The following is a 21,849-nucleotide window of genomic DNA, read 5'->3' as shown; positions in this document are numbered from 1 at the left end:
GAGACCTGATGCGCCCGACGCGCTTCGCTCAGCCTTGCTGGGCGAAGCGCGTCAGTCGTTCGAGGGTGGCCGCCATCTCCGACGTCGTGGCCGCCGGATGAATGGGGCAGAGTCGCAGGGCGGGGCGTCCGCGCAGCACCGTACTCATGACCGTGGCGTAGCCATCCTCACGCAGGCGGTCCACGGTACGCGCCGTGAGCGCATCGGTCTCCGCATCACTCAACCCCGGCTGTTTCCAGCGGAACGTGACGATCCCCATTTGCGACGGTGTGACGATCTCCCAGTGCCCGCTCGCGATGAGCCATTCCTGCGCGAAGTCGGCCAGATCAAAGCCCACCTGAATGGCGTCGCGGAACGCCGCCAGGCCAAAGGTGCGCATCGACAGCCACAGCTTGAGCGCTTTGAACGAGCGCGTGAGCTGAATGCCGCGCTCGAAGAAGTTCACATCGTGCTGAATGTGGCGCGAGACGTCGGCGAGATAGTCGGCATGATCGTCCTCCTCCACGCGAAACGTCTGCTGCATGAGGCGGGCATCGCGCACCAGCAGGCAACCGATCTCGAACGGCTGGAAGAGCCACTTGTGCGGATCGAGTGTGATCGAGTCGGCGCGGTCCAGCCCGCGGAGGGCCTCGGCGCCGCGCGGATGCAGGACGGCGGCCGCGCCGTACGCCCCGTCCACGTGCAGCCACAGCGATTCTCGGGCACAGAAGTCGGCGAGTGCCGGCAGCGGATCGATCGCCCCAGTGTTGGTGGTGCCGGCATTGGCCACGACGCAGAACGGGCGCCGGCCGTTTGCACGGTCCTCGGCGACTGCGGCGGCGAGCGTCGGGAGATCGAGTCGGTACGAGGTGTCGGTCGCGACGGCCCGCCGCTGATGCTTGGCGAACCCGAGTACCCGCAGCCCCTTCGACATCGACGAATGCGTCTGGTCGGAGTAGTACACCACGGCGTTCGGGTCATGCCCCCCGAGCCGGGTTTCTCGCGCGACCACGATGGCCGACAGGTTGGCCATCGAGCCACCGCTCAGAAAAATGCCGCTCGCCTCGGCGGGGAGGCCGCAGGCGCCCCGCAGCCAGTCGAGCACGGTGAGCTCGATCTGCGAGGCCGCACTCGACGCGAGCCAATGACCACTGAACACGTTGTGGCCGCTCATGAGGAAGTCGCCCACGGCGCTCACGAAGTTCGACGGACTGGGCACGAACGCGTAGAAGCGCGGATGATCGGCCTTGAAGCTGTTCGGGAAGACATCGCGCGCGAGCGTTGCCAGGAGCGACTCCACCGGCTCCGGCGCCTCGTTGAGCGGCGCATGCAGCAGCCGCTCGGCCTCGGCCCGGGTGATGCTCTGGGTGGTGTGCATCGTGCGCACCTGCTCATGACGGTCCATGACCATCTGCAGCGCGCGGTCACCAAGGGCCTGCATCTCGGCCCGGGAGAGTTGGAGGGGGGAGGGCATGGACAATTCTATCAATCCGAAACCGCTCCGTGACCTCCCCGTCGCCGTTTCGCCATCGGTTCGTCACCGGAATGGGGGAGCTTTGCTGTCCATGACTACCTGGCTCCGTCGTCTGGATGCGCGCGATCGCGCGCTGTTCTCCCGGTGCACGCTGCGTCCCTCAGGGAGCGTCGCGGCTCGAGTCTTCTGGCGCGCCATCACCCATGCCGGAGGCGCCCGCGCGAGTATCGGCTTGTGTCTCGGCTCGGTGGCCTGGCCCTCCGTCTCGCTCCTGGTGGCCTGGCGGGCCTTGCTGCTCCTCGGGGTGTCCCACGCGGTCGTACAGATCGTGAAGCGCACCGTCGGGCGCCCGCGTCCGGTGGACGGGGAGGCGTTCCCGAGCCTCGTCGAGGTCCCGGACCGTTTTTCGTTCCCGAGCGGACACGCCTGCGCGGCGATGGCCGTCGCTGTGGGCTTCGCATCAGCCTTCCCCGCGCTTTCGATGCCCCTGCTGCTCGCGGCCTGGCTGGTGGGCTTCTCGCGGGTGGTCCTCGGCGTCCACTACCCCGGCGACGTGCTGGTGGGGCAGGCCATCGCATTGCTGACGGCCTATCCGCTGCTCGGATGAGCGCGGTGGAATGACCGGCTTTGACCTGAGAGCGCTACCCCCGCGCATTCGCGGCGAGGCAGCGCTTGGCGTACTCGATGTCACCGAGTGGTACGGGGAGACTAGCGGCGGTATTCGCACCTATCTCGATGAGAAGGCGGCGTACGTCTCCGCGCGCGACGAGCTGCGCCATGTCGTCGTCGTGCCCGGCGAGCGCGACGCCGTGGACGATGAGCCGGGCGTTCGTCGGTATCGGCTTCGGGGGCCGCGTATTCCGCGGCATCGCCCGTACCGCTTCATGCTGGCCACGCGCTCACTCGCCCACATCGTGCGCCACGAGCGTCCCGACGTCATTGAAGTCGGCAGTCCGTTCGTCGTCCCCTGGATCATCGCGCCGGTCTCGCGCCGCATGGACGTGCCCATCGTGTGTTTTCACCACACGAACGTCAGCGGCCTGATCGATCGCACGCTGCACGGGGCGCCGCGCATCGGTGGGTTCGCCGGGCGGGCGACGCGCGCCTATCTGCGTCGCCTCAATGATCTCGCGGCCATCACCATTGTCGCCTCGCGCTCGGCGCGTGGTGAACTCGAGGCGGCCGGTGTCACGCGGATCGTCGATATTCCGCTTGGCGTGGACACCGAACGCTTTACGCCGACCTTGCGCGCCAACGCCTCGGATATCCGTCGACAGTGGAAGCTTCCCGATGCACCGCTGGTCGGCTACCTCGGCCGTTTCGCCGCCGAAAAGTCGCTGTCGCTCGTGCTCGATGCCTGGGCCGAGGTGGAGCGTGTCAGCGGCGCGCGTCTGGTCCTGATCGGCACCGGTCCGGAAGAAGAGCAGCTGCGCGCGCATCCCTACGCCTCGCGCGTCCACTTTCTGCCATTCCAAACCGACCGCGCGCAGGTGGCGCGACTGGTGGCCGCGCTGGATGTCATGGTTGCGCCGAGCCCGGTGGAGACCTTCGGTCTGGCCGCGCTCGAGGCGCTGGCCTGTGGGACCCCGGTGCTCACGGCCGATCGTGGCGGTGTCGCCGAACAGGTGCAGGCCAGCGGCGCGGGGCTCGCGTTCGAGTCTGAGCGCGTGGACGCGCTCATCGCGGCCGCCATTGCGCTTTTGGGGCAGGACCATGCCGTACTCGCGGCGCGTGGGCGCATCTTCGCCGAACGCCACCACGCCTGGCCAATCGTGCTGGATCGGCTGTTTACCGTCTATCGCGACGTGGTCCGCACATGAAGGCGGCTCGCCAGGAACCGCGGGTGCTGGCGTCCATCCACGACGTGGCGCCGCCGCATGCGCTGGCCGTCCAGCGGCTGTGGAGCGCCTGTCGCGACGCGGGGTTCATCCCGGCGCTGTTTGTCGTGCCGAACTGGCACGGCCAGTGGCCACTCGCGCAGGCCGACGCCTTTGTCGAGTGGATCCGTGAACGGGCCGCTGACGGCGCCGAGGTGTTCTTGCACGGCGAGCGGCACGATGAAGTCGGATCGCCTCGCGGCCTTCGCGATCACTTCCGCGCCGTCGGGCGCACGGCCGCCGAGGGCGAGTTCCTGACGCTCGACCGATGGTCCGCGCGCACGCGCATTCGACGCGGGGTGCTGTATCTCTGGGCGCTTGGGCTGCGTCCGGTGGGCTTCGTGCCACCAGCCTGGCTGGCGCACGAGGGGACGCACGAGGTCGTCCGCGAGACGGGGCTGGCCTTCAGCGAAGACGCGGGGCACGTCTATGTGCACGATGGCGATCGCTCGGTGGCGCTGGCCGCGCCGGCCGTGCGCTGGAGCGGTCGCACCACGGTGCGTGCGCATCTGTCGCGCGTGGCGGTGGGCTGGCACTGGCTCAATGCCTCGCGCACCCCGCTCGTGCGACTGGCACTGCATCCGCAGGACCTTTCACATCCCATCACCGCCCGGTCCGCACTCACCAGCATCGCGCGGTGGGGCGAGGCCGGCGCGCCGTCGCAATATGCCGAGGTGCGTGCATGACGAGTCTTCCGCTCCGAGACGTGGGACGCCGACGCCAGGGGTCCGGCGATCTGGCCTACACGGTGCCCGATATGTCCGACGTGCGGCTCGCGATCTTTACCGAGACGTTCCGGCCGCAGGTCAACGGGGTGGCCCGCACCCTTGATCGGTTGGTGCAGGCGCTCGAGGCCCACGGCGGAACGGCGCGCGTGTTCACGGCGGACGATCCGGCGGCGGTGGCCGAGCCCGGCGTCACACGATTCCCGTCGCGTGCGTTCTGGGCCTATCCGCAGCTTCGGCTGGCGTGGCCCTCGGCCAACGCCACCAGCAGCGCGCTCGCGGACTTCAAGCCGACGTTGGTGCATCTCGCGACCGAATTCGGCATGGGGCTCGCGGGCCGGAAGGCCGCCCGTGCGCTCGGCGTGCCGATCGTGTCGAGCTATCACACGAACTTTACGGCGTACGCCAAGCACTATCGCTTGGGCGCCCTCTCGCGACCGGGCTGGCAGTACCTGCGGTGGTTCCACGCCGCGGCGATGGGGACGTTCTGTCCGACGCAGGCGTCGGTGGATGACCTGCAGGCGCATGGATTCACGCGCTGTGCGGTGTGGTCGCGCGGCGTGGACAGTCAGCGCTTCTCGCCCCGGCATCGCAAACCGGTGTGGCGGGCGCGTGCGGGCGCGTGGGACGACACCCTGCTCGTCACGTATGTCGGTCGGCTTGCCGCCGAGAAGGGATTGGACGTAGCGCTCGATGCGGTGCGTCTCGCCGCCGAACAGCGGCCGGCCCAGATCCGCATGCTCGTGGTGGGAGACGGACCGGGTGAAGCCGATGCGCGGGCAATGGCGCCCGACTGCGTGCACTTCGCGGGGCGGCTCGAAGGGCAGCCGTTGCAGGAGGCCTATGCGGCGGGAGATGTGTTTCTCTTTCCGAGCACCACCGATACGTTCGGCAATGTGATGCTCGAAGCCATGGCCTCCGGGCTTCCGGTCCTTGGTGCAGACGTGGGCCCAACGCGCGAGGTGCTGGCGCAGGGCGGTGGATGGCTCGTGCCGCCCGGTCGCGCCGCGGCCTTTGCCGCGCTGCTGGTCCGACTGATCGACGACCGGGCCCTGGTGCAACGTGCGCGGGAAGAGGCGTTGGTGGCCGCCGCCACGCGCGATTGGGACGCGGTGTGGGCCAAGCTCTTCACAGCCTATCGCGCCGTGCAGGGGCTGCGCTGACCGACGTCAGCGCAGCCCGGTGGTATCGGTCAGCGCCCCGAGAAACGCCTTGAGCTGCGCGCGCTCCCTCAGGCTGAGATGGAGCGGCGTAGCTGGCAGCGTCTGATTGGGCAAGGCAATGCCCACACCGGCGCCGCCGCCGCGATTGTAGAAGTCGATGACCGCATCGAGCGTACGGAACGCGCCGTTGTGCATGTACGGCGCGGTCAGCGCCACATTGCGCAGTGTGGGGGTGCGAAACGCGTAGCGGTGCGGTTCGGCGCGGGACAGCGCGTGGCGACCACGGTCCGGGTCGATACGCGCGCCACGCGGCAGATCGCGCGCGGGTACGCCCAGCACTTCGAGCTCGCTTCGCTGGTACATCGGCGGCACCGTTCCATTGGTGAGCGGCACAAAGTGGCAGGTCGCGCAGCGGGCCTTGCCCATGAACAGGTTGAAGCCGGCCCGTTCGTTCGCGGTGAGCGCCAAGGTGTCCCCACGCAGGGCCTGGTCCGCCGGGGCGTTCAGGCGAGAGAGACTTCTGATGTACGCCGCCACCGCCTGACGGATGCGAAGCGGTGAAATGACCGAATCGGCTGCCGGCGCCGAGGGGAATGCCGCACGGAACTGCGCGACCATGGCGGTGTCACGCCGGAGCAGGGCGGCCGCGCCCTCCAGACTCCCGTGCATTTCCTGTGGGTTCTGCACCACCTCGGTCACCTGATCTTCCAGGTACGTCGTCCGCAGATCCGCGAATTGCCCAACCTGCAGGCCGGCGTTGAGCACCGTCGGCGTGTTGCGCGCCAGCCGTGCACCATCGAGCGCGGTGGGCGTCGGCACGCCATCGGTGAACGCGGTGGCTGGATTGTGGCAGCTGATACACGAGCGCGCGCCGCCGGCGCTCAGGCGACCATCGGCAAAGAGCGTCCGTCCAAGTGACACCCGCGCCGGTGGCGCGTGATCGAGCCCGAGTGGCGCAAAGCCATCGGGATCGACGGCATCGGCGTCGAAGACCGAGGCGGCCGTCATGCGGAATGCCCGGCGTTCGGCCGGCGTGCCGATGTGCAGCGCCGCTCGGGTGCTTACCAGCGCCTGCGCCAGCGTGCGTCCGGCGGTGCTGATGAAGGCAAGATGGTTGAACGCGGTCGTGGGTTCGCCCGTCGCGAGCGTCGAATCGGCGGTGGCCAACGCACGGGTCAGTCGAAGCCACGGCGCATCGGCGACCTGATACGGCGCGAGCGTGCGGGCGATGCCATCGAGTGCCGCGCGCGTCTCGGGGAGGGCGTCTTCCGGTGTGGCCGCGTCAAAACCAGCGAGCCCCAGCGTGAGGAGACGCGAGAGCTCCAGACGCGCCGCGTCCCACACGTGCGCATCGGTGGTCTCCTGCGCCGCGAGCATGGTGCGGGCGCGTGCGAGATGCGCACGCAGCGTGGCGACTTCAGACGCGAGTGTCGCCTGGTCCGCCACGGCGTGCTCGCCGAACAGCAGGGCGCCGATGACCTGTAACCCTGACGGGGCCAGTACCACCTCCGGGCCTTCCGTTTCCTCGACCTCAGGCACCGGGGGGCCATTGATCGAGCGGGTCGTGGTTGGCGCGTAGTACTCGAGCACGACTTCCGCGCGCTTGAAGCGGAGGCGCGCGTCGCGGAACGCCTGCTGGACCACCGCGAGCTCGGACTCGTGGCGAAGCGCCCCGATCAGCGAATCGAGCCGCGCGACGTCCATGGTGAGGGTATCAACCTCCGCGCGCCACACCGCGAGCGTGCGCGCCGCGGCCCCACCGGAGGCTGGGCGCTCCGTGTCCTCACGCGTCGCCCGACCGCCGCACGCTCCCACCACCACCGCCGCGGCACAACAGGCCGCGACGGTGGTCACACGCCAAGGCATCAACGTGGCAGCCCCTTGACGACCACCATCATGCTGGCCTGCTGTTCGCTGGGGCGCACCGTACCGCCATCCACCCCACGATACTTCGCGCCCTGCCACGAGTGCGGCTGGAGCGAGATGATGAACGTATTCGTCTGACCGAGCTGGGCCGACACGTCGATCATGGCGCCATACTCCCACCCCGCCTTGCCGGCCGGCCGAGCGCCAACGGCGTTGTAGAGCGCGGCATCGGACTTGTCCCGACGGTGGTCGAGGACCAACACCGGTCGGATCTCCTTGGTGGCGATGTTGTACTGGTAGATGTAGCCGTCGTGCGTCTCGTCGTCGTAGCCGTTGTCGTCTTCCTGGATGTAGACGTAGTTCTCGCCCACGAAGATGTTGTCGGGGTTCTGGAAGAGCTTGGCCGGGCCGTTGCGATCATCCCCGTCGGCGATGACTTCCAGTGTCCCCTTGAGCGGGTCATTGGCGTTGAGCGTCACGCGATAGGTGCGGCCGTACTTGGTGCGGCTGTAATCGGCGTTCACGCCGGCGTTGTTCTGGCCGGTCACGTTGAAGTAGATCTCGCGATTGTTCGCTGCCGATCCCTTGCGATAGTCGATATCCTCGACGCGACCGAAGCGCATCGCGTTCAGCGTCGCGCCGGCCAGATTGATCTGGCGACCGGTGAGGGACTTCTGGTTCTGGATCTGGCGGAACTCGACCGGGTAGCTCTGGCCGACGACCATGTCGCGCTCACGCACGTTGTTGTCGGTGCGCGCGAGGACATAGAGACTGCCATTGTCGAGATCGCCCACGGTGTTCGTGAGGTACATGGCCACCTGGCCACCTTCGGCGCCGGAATCGTCGTCGCCGATCATCACGACCGTCTTGCCCGGGAAGGCATCCTTGGTCAGCGGCACCGAGTTTTCGGTGTTGAAGCGACCGAACGCCGACACGTACTTGGGCGTGTTGGCCGTCGCAGTCGGCGAAATGGCGAGGATTTCCGACTCTTCGCTGCTTTCGCCGTTCGTGAGGTAAAGCGGCCCGAACCCATGGACTTCCGGCGTCACAAGCGTGGCCGAGCAGAGGCGATACTTGCCGAACGTGGAGTTGATCAGGTAGTCGCCGGCGATGGGTTTGAGCGACGCATCGAACTTCACGCGCGACACGGCGAAGTTGTCCTCGTGATTGGTGAGGAGCGTGAAGGTGCCATCCGTATTCCGGAGGAAACCCGCGCCGTCGGCGGATCCGCCGAACACGAAGCCCGGGGAGCCCGCGATCACGTCGTCGCTGCTGATGAGGCTGTAGACATCCACGCCCGACACGAGCGGGGTGAGCAGGGCGGGCGTGACGGACTGGTTCGTGAGCGGGGTCGCCGGCACGGGCGTGACGGCGGTCGCATCGTCGGAGCCGCAACCGGCGAGCAGGGCCGCACTGATGCCGAGCGGCAGCAGGGCGAGACGGAGAGCAGGGATACGCATGAGGGGCGGATTTGAGGTTCGCGTCGATGCGGGACACCGCACCGAACGCGAGAAAAACGCTCCCGATTGTTGTTGAACGGCGACGCGCCGGTCACTGGCTGGTCACGCCCGAGACACGAACGCATGACACGCGATCCGTGACCCCCGACACAGGGGCGCGGCGTCCGATGGAACCCGCGCGGGTATAAGAGCCCACCACTTTGACCAAGGAGCAGCGCGATGCAGCGAACACACCCGACGTGGAGCCGGCTTGCGGTCGGCCTGGCGCTCTCGGTGGCCGGAGCGCCCGTGGCCCAGGCGCAGGCCGGGCCCTTCGTGGGCATTCAGTATTCCGGCAGCTCGGTGAGCGTGAAGGACGCCGCCAATGACCTCAAGTTCGGCAGCGGCTTTGGCCTGCACGCCGGGCTGGCCGGATCCCGCTGGGCGGTGCTGGCGAACTTCGATCGCAGTGTGCTCACCCGCGATGCCGCCGATGTCACCCTCACCCAGTACGACGCGCTCGCACGCCTCACCCTGCTGGGCAGCGGGTCGCCCTTCCAGCTCTACGCCACCGGAGGCGCCACCGGCCGCTCGGCCTCCAAGGGCACCGACTTCAAGAGCATCGCCCCCACCGGCGGTGCCGGCGTGCAGCTCTTTGTCACGCCGCATATCGCGCTGAATGGCACCGCGCTCTGGACCTACGGCAACCTGACGCGGGCCAACCAGCTCAGCACCAACGCGCCCGCGGGGACGTACACCAGCACGCAGACGCGGGTGAATGTGGGGGTAAGTATCTACCCACTCGGCCGCTAAAGCTCGAAACCCCATCCCGGTACCCAAACCCCGAACCGATCGGTTCGGGGTTTGGGTACCGGGATGGGGTTTCGAGTGAATAGGCGGGTTAGCCGCCGATTCGCAGGTTCACAATCCGCTGCCCCAGCCGCGGGTCCATGCTCTGCACCAGCAGGCTCACGTAGTCGCCTTCCTTGAGCCCGCTCAGCGCGGCCTGCAGGTCGCCCACGCTGCGGATGTCCTTGCGGGTGGGGTAGCGCAGCTCGAGGATCACGTCGCTCCCGGCGGCGATCTTGTCGCGCGCTGGGCCGTCTTCGTTCACCTCGGCTACCCGCACGCCGCGGCCGCCCGTCTTGAGGCGATCCGCGACCTCCGCGGGGAGCGGCTCCACCGACAACCCGAGCTTGCCGGCCGCCGGGGCCGTGCCCGGGCGATCGACGTTCGGATTGACCGCCGCCACCACACCGGTCGGATCGGCCTCGGCGAGCTTCACCTTGAAGCTCTTCTTGGTGCCGAAGCGCATCACCTCGACCGGCACGATCTCGCCCACCTTGTGCGAGCGCACGATGCGCTGCAGCGCGCTGACGCGATCGATCGGCTTGTTGTCCACGGAGATGATCACGTCGCCGACTTCGATGCCCGCCGCCTTCGCCGGGCCGCCATCGGGCGGATTGAAGCCGCCGACCTTCACACCGGCCACCTTCGAGAGACCGTTGATGCCGGCATCTTCCGGATCGATGCGCCCGACCGAGACGCCGATCACCGGGATGCGCACGCGCCCTTCCTTGATCAGGTCATCGGCCACGCTCTTCACCAGCGTGATCGGAATCGCGAAGCCGTAGCCCGAGTAGAAGCCGGTCTGCGACATGATCGCGCTGTTCAGGCCGATCACTTCACCGCGCAGGTTGATCAGCGGGCCACCCGAGTTCCCCGGGTTGATCACGGCGTCGGTCTGGATGAAGTCGGAGATCGTGAAGTTGCCGGCGTTCGGCAGCTGAATCTCCGAGCCGCGGCCCTTGGCCGAGATGATGCCGGCGGTGACCGTGAAGTCGAGGCCGAGCGGGTTGCCCACGGCGAGAACCCACTCACCGATGCGCGTGCGCTCGTCGTCGCCGGTCGTCAGCGTCGGGAGCCCCTTGGCGTCGATCTTCACCACGGCCACGTCGGTCGTGGAGTCGGTGCCGATGACCTTCGCGCGGAAGGTGCGGCCGTCGCTCAGGGTGATCGAAACCTGGTCGGCATCGGCCACCACGTGATTGTTGGTGACGATGTAGCCGTCAGCCGAGAGGATGAAGCCGGAGCCTTCGCCACGCGACTGGCGCGGCTGCTGGCCGCCGAACTGGTCGAGGAAGTCCTCCATCCCCTGCGGGACGCGGCCGCGGATCTGCGCGCGGGGCTTGTAGGACTTGGTGGTGTTCACGGCGACGACCGCCGGCGTCACGCGCTCGGCGATGTCGGCAAAGGAGGCGTTCCCCTCCGGCCCAGCCGGCCCGCGACCAATGACATTCGCGCGCGGCGAGGTGGGGCTCTGCGCCCAGCTGATCTTCGTCCAGTCCATGCCGGACGCGAACAACACGCCTGCGCCGAAGCAAAGGACGGCGGCAGAGGCAAAACGGAAGCGAGAGAATCGAGCAGCCATGGTTCGTGACTCGTTGATGTGTCGGGACCCGTCCTGCGCCACAGTCAGACACCAAAGCCCCGCCAGGAGTTTCCGGCGGGGCTCGGCGTGTGTCCAGAGGCCTTACTTCTTGTCGTCGACGATTTCGTAATCGGCTTCGACCACGTCGTCCGGCTTGCCGGCGCCCGCCGACGGGCCGGCGTCGCCCGCCGGGGCCCCACCCTCAGCCGGGGCGTCCTGCGCCGCCTGCTGCTGGTAGAAGGCCTGGCCGGCCTCGCTGTAGGCCTTGCTCAGCTCTTCCTGCGCGGCGCGGATCTCGTTCATGTCGTCACCGCGCAGCGCCTTGCGGGCGCGCTCCACGGCGGCGTCGATCCGCTCCTTGAGGGGGGCGGCGACCTTGTCGCCCCACTCCTTCACGTTCTTCTCGACTTCGTACGTCTGCGAGTCGAGACGGTTGCGGGTGTCGATCTCCTCGCGACGCTTCTTGTCTTCGGCCGCGTTCTTTTCCGCGTCCTTGACCATGCGGTCGATCTCGTTGTCCGACAGGCCGCTCGACGCTTCGATCCGGATCTTCTGTTCCTTGCCCGTCGCCTTGTCGCGCGCCGTCACATGCAGGATGCCGTTGGCGTCGATGTCGAACGTGACCTCGACCTGCGGCATGCCGCGCGGAGCGGGTGGGATGCCCGACAGCTGGAACTTGCCGATCGTGCGGTTATAGACCGCCAGATCGCGCTCGCCCTGCAGCACGTGGATCTCCACCGTGCTCTGGTTGTCGTCGGCGGTGGAGAACGTCTCCGCCTTCTTCGTCGGGATGGTCGTGTTGCGCGGGATGAGCACCGTCATCACGCCACCGAGCGTCTCGATGCCGAGCGAGAGCGGCGTCACGTCGAGCAGGAGGACGTCCTTCTGCTCGCCGGTGAGCACGGCGCCCTGGATGGCGGCGCCGACGGCCACGACTTCGTCGGGGTTCACGCCCTTGTTGGGCTCCTTCCCGAAGAAGGTCTTCACGACTTCCTGGATCTTCGGGATGCGCGTCGAGCCGCCGACGAGGATGACCTCGTCGATGTCGCTCGGCTGCATGCCGGCATCCTTGAGCGCCTGCTTCATGGGCTCGAGCGTCCGCTGGACGAGGTCGTCCACCAGCTGCTCAAACTTGGCGCGCGTCAGCGTGTAGTTGAGGTGCTTCGGGCCCGTCTGGTCGGCGGTGATGAAGGGCAGGTTGATGTCCGTCGTGCTCGCGCTCGACAGCTCCATCTTGGCCTTTTCGCCGGCTTCCTTGAGGCGCTGGATGGCCATCGGATCCTTCGAGAGGTCGATGCCCTGATCGCGCTTGAACTCGGCCACGAGCCAGTCCATGACGCGCTGGTCGAAGTCGTCACCACCGAGGTGGGTGTCGCCGTTGGTGGCCTTCACTTCGAACTGGCGCGTGCCATCGACGTCGTACAGCTCCAGGATGGAGATGTCGTACGTGCCGCCGCCGAGGTCGAACACGGCGACCTTTTCGTCGGTCTTCTTGTTCTTGTCGAGGCCATAGGCGAGGGCCGCCGCCGTGGGCTCGTTCACGATGCGGAGCACCTCGAGGCCGGCGATCTTGCCGGCGTCCTTGGTGGCCTGGCGCTGGGCGTCGTTGAAGTACGCGGGGACCGTGACCACGGCCTTGGTGACCGGGTGGCCGAGGTAGTCCTCGGCGGTCTGCTTCATCTTCTGCAGGACCATGGCCGAGATCTCGGGCGGCGTGTAGCGCTTGCCGCCGACTTCCACCGCGGCCACGTCGTTCGGGCCGGCCACGATCTTGTAGGGGACGCGCCCCTGCTCATCCTTCGCTTCGGAGACCCGGCGGCCCATGAAGCGCTTGATGGAGAAGATGGTGTTCTGGGGGTTGGTGACGGCCTGACGCTTGGCGATCTGGCCAACGAGGCGCTCGCCATCCTTGGTAAAGCCGACGACGGACGGCGTGGTGCGGCCGCCCTCGGCGTTCGGAATCACGACCGGATCGCCACCTTCCAGAACGGCCACGACGGAGTTGGTCGTGCCGAGGTCGATGCCGATAACTTTTTCAGCCATGGGGATCTCGTGTGGGAGGTCCTGCGGGTAAGGAGCGCGGACGGCCGGACGCCGCCGCGGGGTTACTCGTGAGTGGAAAAGGCAAGGGACGGGCCGAACTTCCCCTGCCGCTCCGGCGTAGATGGTAGGGAATGCAGGGGTGATCAGCCTGCCCAACCGGCAGACTGCCATTTTGACCCAAGGCGAGTGCCATGTTTCCTGTCTCCGACGACAATCCAACGCTGCGGACGCCGGTCATGACGGTGGCCATACTGGTGGTCACCTGGGCCGTCTGGCTCCTGGTCCAGGGGGCCGGCGACCCGTTCCGTCTGGCGGTGAGCGTCTGCGACCTCGGGTTCGTGCCGGGGGAGGTGAGCCGGCAGGCCCCGCTCGGACTGGGGGTGCCGCTGGGGGTGATCGACGGCCAGCCGCTGGCGTGCGTGGTGGACAACCAGACGATCAACTGGTTCACCCCGATCATTTCGATCTTTCTGCACGGCAGCTGGACGCACCTGATCGGGAACTCGCTCTACCTCTGGGTCTTCGGCAACAACGTCGAAGACAGCATGGGGCGGGGGCGTTTCCTTGGCTTCTACCTGCTCACCGGTGTGCTGGCGGCGATGGCGCATCTGGCGGTGGATCCGGGCTCCCCGGTGCCGACGGTGGGGGCCTCGGGGGCCATCTCGGGGATCATGGGGGCGTACCTGGTGATGTATCCGCGGGTGCATGTGCGGACGTACATCCCGCCGATCTTCCTCTTCCGGCTCCCGGCGTGGAGTGTGCTGATCTTCTGGTTCGGCAGCCAGGTGGTGTCGGGGCTCCCCGAGCTCTCGCCCCTGCGGCGGGAGATTTCGGGTGGGGTGGCCGTCTGGGCGCACGTGGGCGGCTTCGTGGCCGGCGTGCTGCTGGCCAAGCTGTTCGAGAACACCGAGCTGGTGCGGCGGCGCAAGACGCTGGGCGACGCGAAAATGGTTTGGGGCTGAACTGTTCACAGCGCGGGGCCCTGTGTAACGAACCGCCGCGCGGATGGCGTTCACCGCCCGGTGACGCGATCGTTACAGTGCTCACGGTATCGGACTTCCGCGTTCGCCTGCTTTCATAGAGCGACGATGGGTGCCGTCCGGACCCTTTGTGACCCCTCGCTGAACCCTTTGTGAAGCTCTTCGCCAAAGACGAGTCCTTTTTCGACGCGTTCCGTCAGCTCGCCACGCATATCGGCGAGGCCGCGCGTCTGCTGCGTACGCTCTTTGAGAACCCCGCCGATGCGCCCCGCATCGTACCGCAGATCAAGAAGGTCGAGACTGATGGCGATGCCATCGTCGTGGCCATCAATCAGCGCATCGACACGAGCTTCGTGACGCCGCTGGACCGCGAAGACATTCACCTGCTCGCGAAGCGGCTCGACAACGTGATCGACCTCATCAACGGCGCGTCGCGCCGGGTCCTGATGTTCCGCGTGACGTCGCCGCGGCAGGGTGGGGTGGCGATGGCCGACGTGATCGTGCGCGCGGCGCATGAAATTCAGGCGTCGGTGGGCGACGTGACCAAGCGCGCCAAGATGATGGAGCACAGCAAGACGATGAAGGCGCTCGAGGAAGAGGGCGACGTGCTCTACGCGCAGGCGGTGGGCGCCCTGTTCGAACATGACGAGCCGGCGATCGAAGTGCTCAAGTGGAAGGAGATCTTCGACGCGCTCGAACACGCCATCGACGAGTGCGAGGATGTGTCCAACGTGCTCGAAAGCATCGCGCTCAAGAACAGCTGACGCCTCGCCTTCGACACTGTGGTCACCTTCGTCGTTTTCATCATCGTCACTGCGCTGGTCTTCGATTTCATCAACGGGTTTCACGACTCGGCGAATTCGATCGCGACCATCGTCGGGACGCGCGTCCTGAATCCGCTGGCGGCCGTCATCTGGGCTGCCGTCTTCAACTTTTCGGCCCTCTTCTTCGTGGGATCGGGGGTCGCGAAGTCGGTGGCGTCCGGTTTCGTGAGCCTCAACGTCGTCGACGCCAACGTCATCTTTGGCGGACTCCTCGGCGCGATCATCTGGAACCTGATCACCTGGTGGTTCGGGATCCCGTCCAGTTCCTCGCATGCGCTCATCGGCGGCTACGCCGGGGCCGCCGTGGCCAAGGCCGGCTTTGGGGCGCTGCTGTGGGGCAAGAAGTGGATCGAGACGCTGTCCGCCATCGTGGTCTCGCCGGCGCTCGGCGCCTTCATGGGCTTTGTGCTCATGATCCTGGTGCTCAACATCTTCAACAAGGTCGCGAACCCGAAGGCCGAACGGTTCTTCCGGGTGGCGCAGCTCACCAGTTCGGCGTTGCTCTCGCTGGCGCACGGCGGGAATGACGCCCAGAAGACCATGGGCATCATCGTGGGCCTGCTGGTGGCATCGCAGTCGGCGTTCGCCTCGCAGACGGGGCTGCTCTCGCATCTGCACGTCACCTCACTCGACTCGATCCCCGTGTGGGTGGAGTTGAGCGCCTACACGATGATCTCGCTGGGCACGCTGTTCGGCGGCTGGCGCATCGTGCACACGATGGGCACGCGCATCACCAAGCTGCGCCCGGTGGGTGGCTTCTGCGCCGAGACGGGTGGCGCGATGGTCATTCTGCTGGCGACGCGCGTCGGCATCCCGGTGTCCACCACACACACGATCACCGGTGCCATTGTTGGTGTCGGCGCGACCAATCGCCTCTCGGCGGTGCGCTGGGGGCTCGCCAGTCGGATCGTCTGGGCCTGGGTGATCACGATTCCGGCGAGTGCGCTGATGGCGGCGCTGACGTACAAGCTCCTCGCCGTCACCAATCCGCTGTGATGGGCGCCTGATGGTTGGCTCGTCGACGTCGCTGGCCCTGCCGTATCTGAACCGCGAGCTCTCGTGGCTCGATTTCAATGCGCGCGTGCTGGAGGAGGCGCTCGACGAGCGGGTCCCACTGCTGGAGCGCCTCAAGTTCCTGGCGATCTTCAGCACGAATCTGGACGAGTTCTACATGGTCCGGGTGGCCGGGCTGCGTCGCAAGGTGCACGGGGGCGCGCCGCAGTACGCCCCCGATCCGCTGCAGCCGTCGGAGCAGCTCGAAGCCATTCAGGTTCGCGTCCGGGAACTGCTGGATCGCCGCCGCAAGGCGCTCCGCAAGGAGCTGATGCCTGCGCTCGCGGCGCGCGGTATTCAGCTTGTCGGGATGGACGCGCTGACGGAGAAGGAGCGCGACCGCGTGCACGCCTTCTTCGAGTCGCAGGTGTTCCCGGTACTGACGCCGCTCGCGGTCGATCCCGGGCATCCCTTCCCGTACATCTCGAATCTGTCGCTGTCCCTCGCGGTGGACATCCGGGATCCCATCACCGGCAAGGAGCACTTTGCGCGCCTGAAGGTGCCGCGATCGCTGCCGCGCTGGGTGAGCTTCGGGCGCGAGCACGCCTTTGTGCCGCTGGAAGAGGTGATCGGGGCTCATCTCGACACGCTCTTCACCGGGATGGAGGTGCGCCGCTGGTACACCTTCCGCATCACGCGTTACTCGGATCTCGACCTCGGCCAGATCGATCAGCCGGAAGACCTGCTCGAGACGATCGAGCAGCAGGTCTTCCAGCGTCGCTTCGGGGAAGTTGTACGGCTGGAGGTGCAGCGCGACATGCCCGAGCCCATGCGGCAGCTGCTGCTCGAGGAGCTGGGCGAGAGCGAAACGCAGATGGTCGCGCCACTCGGGCCGCGCGATGTGCATGACTTCGACGAGCTTCTCGAGCTGGGTGACCTGATGCAGCTCGCGACGCTCGACATCCCCGAGCTGCGCGACGCGCCTCACTCGCCGGCGGTGCCGCCGGCGTTTCGGGACGCCCGCAATGTCTTCGAGGCCATTCGCGAGCGGGACATTCTCGTCCATCACCCGTACGAGTCGTTCACGTCGTCAGTCGAGGCCTTCCTCGAGGCGGCGGCCAACGATCCGAATGTTCTCGCGATCAAGCTGACGCTCTATCGTACCTCCGGCGACACCGCGATCGTGCGGGCGCTCACCGAAGCCGCCGAAGCCGGCAAGCAGGTCGCGGTGCTGATCGAGCTGCAGGCGCGCTTCGATGAGCAGAACAACATCACCTTCGCGCGCACGATGGAAAGCTACGGCATCCACGTCGCGTACGGACTGCCGGGACTCAAGACGCACGCCAAGACCGTGCTCGTGGTCCGTCGCGATGCCGATGGCATCCGTCGGTACGTGCATATTGGCACGGGCAACTACAACTCCAAGACGGCGCGTCACTACACGGACATGGGGCTCTTCACCTGCGAGCCCCAGATGTGCGCCGATATTGGCGATCTGTTCAACTCGCTGACCGGCGTCTCGCGGCAGCGTCGCTATCGGCGGCTGGCGGTGGCGCCGGCGTCACTGCGGGCTCGGGTGCTGGAGCTGATCGATCGAGAGACCGCCCATGCACAGGCCGGGCGGGGCGGGCGAATCATCGCCAAGATGAATGCGCTGGTGGACCCCGAGGTCATCGCCGCCCTGTATCGCGCCTCGCAGGCCGGCGTCGAGATCGATCTCATCGTGCGCGGCATCTGCTGTCTCGTGCCGGGGCTGCCGGGGACCAGCGATCACATTCGGGTCATCAGCATCATCGGGCGCTTCCTCGAGCACTCCCGCATCGCCTACTTCGCGAATGGCGGGCATCCGGAGTACTACATCGGCTCGGCCGACTGGATGCCTCGCAACTTCGATCGCCGCGTCGAGACCATGGCGCCGATCGATGATCCGACGTTGCATCGGGGGCTGCAGGCGGTGTTGGCCACCTGTCTCGATGACAATCGGCAGGCGTGGCAGCTTGGCGCCGATGGGCGGTACACCCGCCGGGCGCCGGGCAATCAGGAGCCTCGCGCGACCCAGCAGCGCCTCATGAAGCAGCCGTGGGGCTACGAACCGCCGCCGAGCCCCAAGCGCAAGAAGAAGTCCGGCGGCTGACCGGGCTACTCGCCGTCGAGATCGTCGGCGCTGATTTCGGTGCCGTCGGGGGCCACCACGACGATGCGGCGCGCGAGGACGTCTTCGAGCAGATGGCGCTTCCGGCTCGCGCCCCAGCACTCCAGGCGCACATTCGTGGCGCCTTCCGTCTCGCGCAGGTGGACGCGAACGACCTCGCCACCCCACTTCACACTCACCGTGTCCACGGCGGCAACGTGGCCGCGATCCATGCCGTCGGCGAAGCGGAGGATCGCGGAGAGCTTGATGATGCGTTCGCGCGAGGCGCGATCGAGCTCCCCGAAGCCCACATGCTTGCTCTTGGGCGCCGCGCCGCGGTGGTAGCGCGCGATATGCGCAATCATCACCTGCTCCGCGGGCGTCATGCCGAGGAGTTCCGCGTGCGAGATGAGATGGAACGAGTGCTTGTGGTGCTTCTCGTAGTTGATGTGGTATCCCACATCGTGCAGGAGCGCCGCATCGGCGAGCAGACGGCGATCCTCGGGCGTGAGCGCCATGCGGTTCGCGAGCGCATCGAACAGCTGCAGGGCGAGGCGCTGCACCTGCCGCGCGTGCGGTTCCTCGTAATGACAGCGCTCGGCGAATTCGCGCACCGACCGCTCGCGGGCCACTCCGGGATCGACAATCGGCGGCATGACGCGCGCGGCCTCGAGGAGCAGGCCCTCCCGAATGCCGTACCCTGAGGTGAGCAAATCACGGGGGTCGAAGCGCGCCAACACCTCCGCCGCCACGGCCAAGCCGGCCACGATGATATCCGAGCGCGCCGGATTGAGCCCCGGCACGTAGCGGCGCTCATCGGCGTCGAGCGTCTGAAGCCAGTCGAGCACATGCTCCAGTTCCGCCCGGGTCACGCGCGTGCCGTGGGTTCCGCGCGCGGCGACGCCGTGACGCGAGAGCATGATGCCGGCCAGATTCGTGAACGTGCCGCCCGAACCGATGATCTGGGCGCCACGCCAATCCTTGACCGGGACGGCCTTCTTGAGGCCCAGGCGCACATGCTCGCGTAGCGCACGGACCCGACGCGGTCGCACCGACGGCGTGAGGAACTTCTCGGTCAGGCGCACCGCGCCGAACGGCAGCGACGCGAGGCGTTCGATGAGGCCGTCCTTCGCGAGCACGAGTTCCAGCGAGCCGCCGCCGATATCCATGACGACGGTCCGCCCCGCGCCCAGCTCAAAGTGGGCCAGCGCGCTCCGATAGCAGAGAATGGCCTCTTCTTCGCCACTCAGGATGCGCACGGCTTCACCGGTCGTGGCCGCGAGACGGGCGGTGAACTCCCCCCCATTGCTGGCATCGCGCACCGCGCTGGTGGCCACGATCTCGATGCGTTCGGCGCCCAGCTGGCGCGCCAGCGTGACCATCCGCTGGACTGCGGCCAGCGCGGCCTCGACCGCCGTTTCGGAGAGCGCGTTCGTGGTTTCGATTCCCTCGCCCAGCCGGGGCATCGCCTTCATTTCGTCAACGACGCGTATCTGCCCGGTGGGGGAGACATCGGCGACGATCTGACGGACCGAGTTCGAGCCGATATCGATGGCGGCGATGCGAACGTCGGAACCCGAAGGAGCGGTCATGCGAGGGTCAGGAAGAGGCGGGCGAATCGGTGGCAGGGGGCAGGTCAGCCGACGCCGCGAGCGGCTCGGTGTCCTCTTCGAAGCGATGGCGGATCTGTTTCCCCTCTGCAAGATACACGGCATCCTCGCCGATGTTGGTGGCCAGGTCCGCCACGCGCTCCAGATTCCGGCTCACGAGCAGGAGCTCGAGCGACGGCGAGATGAGACGCGGGTCACCCATCATGTGGGTGAGCAGCGTCCGGAAGATCCCCTCATGCATCCCGTCCACTTCGTCGTCGGCCTTGCCCACCGCGCGGCCGAGCGCGCCGTCGCCCCGAATGAAGGCGTCGAGCGCATCGCTGAGCATCGCCCGGGCGCGGCGAGCCATGTCCGCCAGCGCCGGCAGCGCGGGGCCGGCGGGGCCATTGGCCATGCGCACCGCCGATTGGGCAATGTTGACCGCATGATCGCCCACGCGCTCGAGATCGCTCGAGACCTTGATGGCGCCGATCAGGAAGCGCAGGTCGCGGGCCATTGGCTGCTGCAGCGCGAGCATCGCGATCGCCTGATTCTCCGCCTCAACCTCCATGCGATCGAGCTCCCGGTCAGCATCGATCACCGCGTCGGCCTTGTCGAGGTCGCGCTCCACCAGCGCTTCGACCGACAACGCCACCAGGCTTTCGGCGCGCTCGGACATGTCGAGCAGGCGCTGCTTGAGGAGCGCCAGCTCGTCGTGGAAATGCCGATATCCGCCACCCACTTCTGGCATCAGCCGAATCTCCCGGTGATGAAATCTTCGGTCCGTGAATCGGTGGGCCGGGTGAAGAGCCGGGCGGAATCGCCCTCTTCCACGAGCACGCCATCCACCAGCAGCGCGGTCCGGCTCGCGAGCCGCGCCGCCTGCTGCAAGTTATGCGTCACGATCACAATGGTCAGGGCCTGCTGCAGTTCGTAGAGGAGTTCCTCGATCCGCTGCGTGGCCTGCGGGTCGAGGGCACTCGTCGGCTCGTCGAGCAGCAGGACTTCCGGCGTGTTGGCGAGCGCCCGCGCGATGCAGAGGCGCTGCTGTTGGCCGCCCGACAGGGTGAGCGCGCTCTCGTGCAGCCGGTCGCGGACTTCCTCCCAGAGGGCGGCGCGCCGCAGGGCATGCTCCACCCGTTCTTCGAGGTCGGCCCCGCTCGCCAGGCGGTTGAGGCGCGGTCCGTACGCCACGTTGTCGAAGATCGAGCGCGGGAACGGATTGGAGCGCTGAAACACCATCCCCACGCGCTGGCGCAGCAGCGTGAGGTCGGTGCCTTCGCCGTGGATCTCCTCGTCGTCCAGCAGCAGACGCCCGCTCTGGCGAACCCCTGGCAGGCCATCGTTGAGGCGATTGATCGCGCGCAGCAGCGTGCTCTTGCCGGAGCCCGACGGGCCGATCAGCGCCGTGACACTGCGTGGCCGAATGGCCAGCGACACGTTCGTCAACGCCGGCACGTCGTCGAACCACGCCGAATAGCGCTGGAAGGTGACGGCGCCGCCGGCCGCGGTCGCCTCACGCGCGAGTGGCGTCATCCGAAACGCCCGGTGATGTAGGCCTCGGTGCGCGGATCGCGTGGCGCGGTGAACAGCTGCCGCGTGGTGGCGCGCTCCACGACCTTCCCCTGCAGCAGGAACACCGTGTCGTCCGAAATCCGGGCCGCCTGCTGCATGTTGTGCGTGACCATGATCATCGTGACGCTGCCGCGCAGGTCGTAGATGAGCTCTTCGATGCGCTGCGTGCCGAGCGGATCGAGCGACGCGGTGGGCTCGTCCAGCAGCAGCACGCGCGGGCCAACGGCGAGCGCGCGGGCCAGGCAGAGTCGTTGTTGCTGCCCGCCGGAGAGCGCCATCGCATTGCCATTCAACCGATCGGCAACTTCGCGCCACAGTCCCGCCCGACGCAGGGCGTCGGTCACGCGCGCCTCGAGATCGCGCGGCGACAGCTGCGGCTCATGCGCGCGCACGCCAGCGGCGACATTCTCGAAAATCGACATGGTGACGAAGGGCGTGGGCCGCTGAAAGACCATCCCGATACGGCGCCGCAGGGCGGCCACATCGGCTTCGGCATCATACACCACATCGCCGCCGGTCTGGTCGCCACGCGTGATCTGCACCTGACCGCGGACCCACGCGAGCGGCTGCTCCTCATGGAGCCGATTGATGCAGCGCAGCAGCGTGCTCTTGCCGCAGCCCGACGGCCCGATGATGGCGGTCACGCGGCCGGGATGACTGGTGAACGCCACCTCGTGCAGCGCGGTGCGCGGCCCGTATCCGGCCGTGAGCTCGGCGATGGCGACGCCTGGCGCCATCTCGTTCGCCGGCGGCGTCGCCG

18 protein-coding genes are annotated in these 21,849 nt (G+C 67.4%); 9 read left to right on the top strand and 9 right to left on the bottom strand.

Going from position 1 to position 21,849, the window contains the following annotated elements; translation table 11 throughout:
• Positions 1-28: 28 nt before the first annotated feature.
• Positions 29-1,453 carry an aminotransferase class I/II-fold pyridoxal phosphate-dependent enzyme gene (locus K2R93_13030; protein MBY0490759.1) on the bottom strand — a complete coding sequence of 475 codons (1,425 nt, stop codon included), beginning with the start codon at positions 1,451-1,453 and terminating at the stop codon, positions 29-31.
• Between the two features lie 91 nt (positions 1,454-1,544).
• Between K2R93_13030 and K2R93_13025 the strand changes: the two genes are divergently transcribed.
• The 4 genes from K2R93_13025 to K2R93_13010 are packed head-to-tail and all read left to right on the top strand — an operon-like array spanning position 1,545 to position 5,218.
• Positions 1,545-2,060, top strand: a complete 516-nt coding sequence (locus K2R93_13025; protein ID MBY0490758.1) for a phosphatase PAP2 family protein — start codon at positions 1,545-1,547, stop codon at positions 2,058-2,060.
• A 10-nt stretch (positions 2,061-2,070) separates the two neighbouring features.
• Complete coding sequence (locus K2R93_13020; protein MBY0490757.1) at positions 2,071-3,273, top strand: glycosyltransferase; 1,203 nt, start codon at positions 2,071-2,073, stop codon at positions 3,271-3,273.
• Positions 3,270-4,016 carry a DUF2334 domain-containing protein gene (locus K2R93_13015; GenBank protein MBY0490756.1) on the top strand — a complete coding sequence of 249 codons (747 nt, stop codon included), beginning with the start codon at positions 3,270-3,272 and terminating at the stop codon, positions 4,014-4,016. Before K2R93_13020 ends, K2R93_13015 begins: the two co-directional genes overlap by 4 nt.
• On the top strand, positions 4,013-5,218 hold the full coding sequence (locus K2R93_13010) for a glycosyltransferase family 1 protein (GenBank protein ID MBY0490755.1): 1,206 nt from the start codon (positions 4,013-4,015) through the stop codon (positions 5,216-5,218). The genes K2R93_13015 and K2R93_13010 overlap by 4 nt, the downstream gene beginning before the upstream one ends.
• Before the next feature lie 6 nt (positions 5,219-5,224).
• Here K2R93_13010 and K2R93_13005 read toward each other — a convergent pair whose 3' ends face one another.
• Complete coding sequence (locus K2R93_13005) at positions 5,225-7,072, bottom strand: hypothetical protein (protein MBY0490754.1); 1,848 nt, start codon at positions 7,070-7,072, stop codon at positions 5,225-5,227.
• A gap of 11 nt (positions 7,073-7,083) precedes the next feature.
• The gene (locus K2R93_13000) at positions 7,084-8,544 is read right to left on the bottom strand and encodes a DUF839 domain-containing protein (GenBank protein ID MBY0490753.1); all 1,461 of its coding nucleotides are present in this window, start codon (positions 8,542-8,544) and stop codon (positions 7,084-7,086) included.
• Positions 8,545-8,763: 219 nt separating this feature from the next.
• Between K2R93_13000 and K2R93_12995 the strand changes: the two genes are divergently transcribed.
• Complete coding sequence (locus K2R93_12995) at positions 8,764-9,336, top strand: porin family protein (protein MBY0490752.1); 573 nt, start codon at positions 8,764-8,766, stop codon at positions 9,334-9,336.
• An 88-nt stretch (positions 9,337-9,424) separates the two neighbouring features.
• Here the strand turns inward: K2R93_12995 and K2R93_12990 are convergent, their stop codons facing one another.
• Together K2R93_12990 and dnaK are read right to left on the bottom strand one after the other, a co-directional pair.
• Positions 9,425-10,873: a trypsin-like peptidase domain-containing protein gene (locus K2R93_12990; GenBank protein MBY0490751.1), complete on the bottom strand. Its 1,449-nt coding sequence runs from the start codon at positions 10,871-10,873 to the stop codon at positions 9,425-9,427.
• Positions 10,874-11,056: 183 nt separating this feature from the next.
• Complete coding sequence (gene dnaK, locus K2R93_12985; protein MBY0490750.1) at positions 11,057-12,997, bottom strand: molecular chaperone DnaK; 1,941 nt, start codon at positions 12,995-12,997, stop codon at positions 11,057-11,059.
• Between the two features lie 191 nt (positions 12,998-13,188).
• On the opposite strand from dnaK, the gene K2R93_12980 reads away from it, so the two are divergent.
• From K2R93_12980 to ppk1, 4 genes are all read left to right on the top strand, one after another.
• On the top strand, positions 13,189-13,959 hold the full coding sequence (locus K2R93_12980) for a rhomboid family intramembrane serine protease (protein MBY0490749.1): 771 nt from the start codon (positions 13,189-13,191) through the stop codon (positions 13,957-13,959).
• Positions 13,960-14,129: 170 nt separating this feature from the next.
• On the top strand, positions 14,130-14,741 hold the full coding sequence (locus K2R93_12975) for a DUF47 family protein (GenBank protein MBY0490748.1): 612 nt from the start codon (positions 14,130-14,132) through the stop codon (positions 14,739-14,741).
• A gap of 18 nt (positions 14,742-14,759) precedes the next feature.
• Entirely contained in the window at positions 14,760-15,797 is a 1,038-nt protein-coding gene (locus K2R93_12970; protein MBY0490747.1) for an inorganic phosphate transporter, read from the top strand.
• Positions 15,798-15,807: 10 nt separating this feature from the next.
• Complete coding sequence (ppk1, locus tag K2R93_12965) at positions 15,808-17,928, top strand: polyphosphate kinase 1 (GenBank protein ID MBY0490746.1); 2,121 nt, start codon at positions 15,808-15,810, stop codon at positions 17,926-17,928.
• 5 nt (positions 17,929-17,933) lie between these two features.
• On the opposite strand, the gene K2R93_12960 is transcribed toward ppk1, so the two are convergent.
• Genes K2R93_12960 through K2R93_12945 form a run of 4 tightly spaced genes read right to left on the bottom strand, consistent with a single transcriptional unit; the run spans position 17,934 to position 21,826 of the window.
• Positions 17,934-19,517 (bottom strand): Ppx/GppA family phosphatase, encoded by a 1,584-nt coding sequence (locus K2R93_12960; protein MBY0490745.1) that lies wholly within the window; start codon positions 19,515-19,517, stop codon positions 17,934-17,936.
• A 7-nt stretch (positions 19,518-19,524) separates the two neighbouring features.
• A complete protein-coding gene (gene phoU / locus K2R93_12955; protein ID MBY0490744.1) occupies positions 19,525-20,265 on the bottom strand; it encodes a phosphate signaling complex protein PhoU in 741 nt (246 codons plus the stop codon).
• On the bottom strand, positions 20,265-21,050 hold the full coding sequence (gene pstB / locus K2R93_12950) for a phosphate ABC transporter ATP-binding protein PstB (protein ID MBY0490743.1): 786 nt from the start codon (positions 21,048-21,050) through the stop codon (positions 20,265-20,267). The genes phoU and pstB overlap by 1 nt, the downstream gene beginning before the upstream one ends.
• Positions 21,047-21,826 (bottom strand): phosphate ABC transporter ATP-binding protein, encoded by a 780-nt coding sequence (locus K2R93_12945; protein MBY0490742.1) that lies wholly within the window; start codon positions 21,824-21,826, stop codon positions 21,047-21,049. The genes pstB and K2R93_12945 overlap by 4 nt, the downstream gene beginning before the upstream one ends.
• Positions 21,827-21,849: the final 23 nt, after the last annotated feature.

The sequence above is a fragment of the Gemmatimonadaceae bacterium genome, from assembly GCA_019752115.1.
Lineage (GTDB): Bacteria > Gemmatimonadota > Gemmatimonadetes > Gemmatimonadales > Gemmatimonadaceae > Gemmatimonas.
This window is presented reverse-complemented; position numbering and strand designations above follow the sequence as displayed.